Genomic DNA, 4,408 nt, shown 5'->3' with positions numbered 1-4,408 from the left:
GCGATCGGCACCCCGCGGACTTCGGTGTCGGCCTGGGCGGTGCGCATGAACTCCTTGACCGGGACCACGCAGCGGATCATCTCCTCGACGGCGGTGCCCATCAGGCCGGGATCGTCTTTGAGACGCTGCAGTTCGCCGGGGTTGCGCACCAGTTCCAGGAGCCCGCCGGCGATTCCGGCGCTGGTGGTGTCGTGGCCGGCGCTGGCGACGATCACGTAGTAGGAGGCGGTGTCCATATCGGACAGCGGTTGGCCGTTGATGGTGGCGTTGGCGATCGCCGACGTGAGGTCCTCGGTGGGGTGTTCGCGCCGGGATGCGGTCAGCGTTGCGAAGTAGTTGAAGAAGTCCAGCAACACGGCCAGCATGTCGTCGGTCGACCCGCCGCGCTGAAACTCCTGGTCGTCGCCGCCGAACATCTCCTGGGTGAGTTTGAGCATCCGGGGGAAGTCGGATTCGGGCAGGCCCAGCAGGGTCAGGATCACATACAGCGGGTAGTTGACCGCGATCTCCTGGACGAAGTCGATTTCGGGGCCCTGTTCGACCATCTTGTCGACGTAGATCTTGGCCAGTTCGTCGCAGCGGGTCTTCAAGGCGCGCATGGCTTTCGGGCGAAACCAGTCGGCGCCGATCTTGCGCATGTCGCGGTGGTGCGGATCGTCCATGTGGATCAGCGTGCGCAGCCCGATGCCGGCCTCCATCTGCGCGCGCAGCACATCGTCGGCTTCGGCGATCGCCAGCAGTGGGCGCGGATCGTTGGTGAACAGTTCGTTCTGACGCTCGATGTCCATGATGTCGGCGTGCTTGGTGATCGCCCAGAACGGCCGGTATCCCTCCGCCTCGACCCAGGACACCGGAGCGTGGGCGCGCAGATGAGCGAGGGATTCGTGCATCCTCGTCTCGTCGGTGTAGCCCAGGGGGCTGGCCAGAACGCGTGCCGCTTTGTCGATGATCCGTGAGGCCATCGGGTCTCCTCGCTCAGTGAAAGCCAAAAACTTGACGGGTGTCAGGTTTCTAGTGTCGGGCACGATTGTGCCAGGTGACAGCGTTTTCGGCTAAATACCAGGTCATGGCTCGGTCGGGGATCCGCGTAGGCTCGGATCTCGTGCGACACCGATGCAGGGGCGGAGGACTTCGGCGCGCGCTGGGGCTGGTACTGGGCGTGGCGATGCTGGCCGGATGCAGCAGGGCGGCCACCGATCCGCCGCCTCAGCCGGAGCGGGCCGTCGCGCCTGGTCCGGCGGTGGTGCAGACCGCCGGGGGAGCGGTGCGCGGTGTGGTCGCGCCCGGCTACCGGGTGTTCGAGGGCATCCCGTATGCCGCCGCACCGGCCGGCCCGCTGCGCTGGCAACCGCCGCAGCCGACGGCGCCGTGGCCCGGCGTACGCGACGCCACCAAACCGGGCCTGCGCTGCATCCAGGACATCAGCTTCGACCCCGACTACGGTCGGCCCACCAGCGAGGACTGCCTCAACCTCAACGTGTGGACCCCCGACGGCGCCAGCCGGGCGAGCCGCAAGCCGGTGATGGTGTGGATCCACGGGGGTGGTTTCCTCAACGGCAGTGCCGACATCTACGACTCGCGCTGGCTGGCGACCCAGGGCGACATCGTCGTGGTGACCGTCAACTATCGGCTGGGCACCCTCGGTTTCCTGGCGCATCCGGCGCTGACTTCCGACGGTGACATCGGGAACTACGGGTTGGCCGACCAGCAGGCGGCGTTGCGCTGGGTCCGCGACAACATCGCCGAATTCGGTGGAGATCCAACAAAAGTCACGATCGCCGGTGAATCGGCTGGCGCGATGTCGGTATGCGACCACCTGGTCGCGCCGGAATCAGCCGGGCTGTTCCGGGCCGCGATCCTGCAGAGCGGACCGTGCCAGGCCCAAGCCGATCGGGTGACCGCGCAGCGGGTCAGCACCGACTACGCGACCCGTGCCGGCTGTGCCGATCCCGCGGCGGTCGCAGCATGCCTGCGGGCGCTGCCGGCCCGCACACTGCAGCGCGCTCCGATGTATGTCGGGTTCGGGCCGGACGAACTCACCGGACCGGTCACCGGAACCGACCGGCTTCCCGCCGATCCGATGGTCGACTTCGCCGCGGGTCGGGTGCCGCGTGTCCCCGTTCTGATCGGCAGCAACGGTGACGAATTCGCCATGTTCACCGCGATTCGTTACCTCAAGAACCGCGGCCTGCCGCCCTATTCGACACTTCTGTCCCAAACCTTTGGCCCCGACGCCGCCGCGGTGGCCGCGCACTATCCCCTGGAACGCTACGGCGGAAACGAGGGTCTGGCGTACTCCGCGGCGGTCAGTGACGACGTCTTCGCCTGTCCGACAGGGCGAATCGCCTCGGGTCTGGCGCACAGCGGTCCGGTCTACGCCTACGAGTTCAACGACCGGACGGCCCCGGCACCCGACCCGCTGCGTGCCGTACCGTTCCCGGTGGGAGCCAGTCATTCGCTGGAGCTGCGGTACTTGTTCGACGTGGGCGGTGCACCACCGCTCAACCCGGCCCAGCGCGAGCTCTCCGATCAGATGGTCGCGTACTGGAGTCAGTTCGTGAAGACCGGTGCCCCCGACGTTCCCGGGCAGCCGGACTGGCCGCAGCTGGGTGCGGACGGTGCCACCGGCAAGCGGCTGTCGCTGCAGACCGGATCGCTGACGATCACCGAGGATTTCGCGGCACGCCACCAGTGCCCGTTCTGGGACGGTCGCACGGGCGCCCGCTAGCCGGCCCAGCGGGGATGGCGGACGACGTCCAACGCTGCGGCCACATCCGCCGCCAGCGGCCGGCGCTGCGCGTCGCCCTCCCTGACCCACCGCTGGAAGGCGAAATCGGCTGCGGCGAAAGACAGTTGGACCAGCAGTCCGGGCCGGCTGTCCGCGGCTGGGTCGGTACCCATCCGGGCGGCCACCAGGTCGACCATCTGGTCGCGGTCGGCGGCTGACAACAAGGTCGCCCGGTCGAGCAGCTCGGGTGCGGTCAGGATGGCCGCACGCCAGCTCTCCAGAGCGGCGTGGTCGAACGATTCGACCCGACTCAGGATCGCGGCGGCCAGGGCGGTGTCGGCCGGCTCATCGGGTGGGCGGCGCGCGAACAGCGATGCGATGGCAGCGTTCCCGCGCTGCACAGCGCCCAGGAGCAGGTCCTCTTTGGTGGCCACGTGGCGGAAGAACGTGCGCGGTGACACCGCCGCCTCGGTGGCGATGTCGTCGGTGGTGACGTGTGCGAATCCCCGTGCGGCGAACAGCCGGTACGCCGCGGCGTGGATGTCGGCGTGCACCTGCGCCCGCTGCCGGTCACGAAGCGTGGGTGGCCGCTCGGCGGGCGCATTGCTCACCGGAACGTTCCTGTGCCGCCGTCGATGTGAATGGTTTGTGCGGTCAGGTACGAGGCATCGGGACTGACCAGGAATGCCACCACCGCGCCGATGTCGGAATGGGTGTCCCCGATCCGGCGCAGCGGGATGCCCTTGACGATCTTGTTGTAGACGTCGGGCACGTCCTCGCTCCAGTTCGCCACCCCGTCGGATCGCGCGAACGGGCACACCACGTTCACCCGGATGTTGTCTCGGCCCCATTCCAGGGCAGCGACTTTGGAGATGCCCCGGATTGCTTCCTTGGATCCGGCATAGGCGCCGAAGGTCTTCTGACCGCCGGTGCCTGCGCCGGAGCCGAAGTTCATGATGGAGCCGCCGCCGGCGGCCTTGAGGATCGGGTAAGCGGCCTGCATCAGAAACAGCGTGGCCCTCGGGCCGGTGTCGAAGACGAGGTCGAAGTCATCGAGGGTGATGTCGGTGAGCAGTTTGGGCTCGTTGGTGGCGATCGCGTTGTTGATCAGCGCGTCGAGTCCGCCCAGCACCTCGACGGCGCGGTCGACGATGCGTTGATAGCTGGTCCGGTCGCACAGGTCGGCGACCAGGGCCGTGGCGCGGCCGTCGACGCCGAACTCCGCGGCCACGTCGGCCACCGCCGGATTGCGGTCGACCATCAGCACCGAGGCGCCTCGTTCGAGCAGTGCCGCGGTGATGCCCTTGCCCACCCCGCGGGCCGCGCCGGTCACGATCACCCGAAGACCGGCCAACGAGCCTGGATGCCAATAGGTGTGATCAGCGAGCGGGGCCACGATGCAATTCCTCCGAGGTTCGTGCGGCACCGGGGAATTCGATGAACTCCACGGCGGTGCCGTCGGGATCCTTGACGAAGAACATCCGCACCCCGGCGATCTCGAACGGCGCCTGGTCGGGCTGATGACCGGCCGCCTGAACCCGGCGATAGGTGTCGTCGAGGTCGCCGACCGACAGCGAGATGTTCTGGTTTCCGACGATCGATCGTCTGGGCGGCCGGCTTTCGGCCCCCAGCGAGAGCAGTTCGAGCATCACCCCGCCGACCAGTCCGCCCACCACCCGG

General features: G+C 68.0%; 5 protein-coding genes. 1 reads left to right on the top strand and 4 read right to left on the bottom strand.

Annotated elements, in window-relative coordinates:
• Positions 1 to 962, bottom strand: a 962-nt coding sequence (locus MSZK_RS23545; RefSeq protein ID WP_099250962.1) for a cytochrome P450, incomplete at its 3' end; no start/stop codon positions are given.
• A 203-nt stretch (positions 963 to 1,165) separates the two neighbouring features.
• On the opposite strand from MSZK_RS23545, the gene MSZK_RS23540 reads away from it, so the two are divergent.
• Positions 1,166 to 2,728 carry a carboxylesterase/lipase family protein gene (locus MSZK_RS23540; RefSeq protein ID WP_099250964.1) on the top strand — a complete coding sequence of 521 codons (1,563 nt, stop codon included), beginning with the start codon at positions 1,166 to 1,168 and terminating at the stop codon, positions 2,726 to 2,728.
• On the opposite strand, the gene MSZK_RS23535 is transcribed toward MSZK_RS23540, so the two are convergent.
• The 3 genes from MSZK_RS23535 to MSZK_RS33195 form a co-directional block, all read right to left on the bottom strand.
• Positions 2,725 to 3,339 carry a TetR family transcriptional regulator gene (locus MSZK_RS23535; RefSeq protein WP_099250961.1) on the bottom strand — a complete coding sequence of 205 codons (615 nt, stop codon included), beginning with the start codon at positions 3,337 to 3,339 and terminating at the stop codon, positions 2,725 to 2,727. The genes MSZK_RS23540 and MSZK_RS23535 overlap by 4 nt on opposite strands.
• The gene (locus tag MSZK_RS23530) at positions 3,336 to 4,124 is read right to left on the bottom strand and encodes an SDR family NAD(P)-dependent oxidoreductase (protein ID WP_099250960.1); all 789 of its coding nucleotides are present in this window, start codon (positions 4,122 to 4,124) and stop codon (positions 3,336 to 3,338) included. Before MSZK_RS23530 ends, MSZK_RS23535 begins: the two co-directional genes overlap by 4 nt.
• Positions 4,108 to 4,408, bottom strand: a 301-nt coding sequence (locus MSZK_RS33195; protein ID WP_233211479.1) for a VOC family protein, incomplete at its 5' end; no start/stop codon positions are given. The genes MSZK_RS33195 and MSZK_RS23530, both read right to left, overlap by 17 nt.

The organism is Mycobacterium sp. shizuoka-1 (genome assembly GCF_002723835.1).
In the GTDB taxonomy this organism is placed as follows: domain Bacteria; phylum Actinomycetota; class Actinomycetes; order Mycobacteriales; family Mycobacteriaceae; genus Mycobacterium.
The sequence above is the reverse complement of the archived record's forward strand: the minus strand, read 5'-3'. Positions and strand labels throughout refer to the sequence as shown.

Bases quoted from the DNA above. Each gene is read 5' to 3' on its own strand.
- MSZK_RS23540 (WP_099250964.1), top strand. From the start codon at position 1,166: ATGCTGGCCGGATGCAGCAGGGCGGCCACCGATCCGCCGCCTCAGCCG.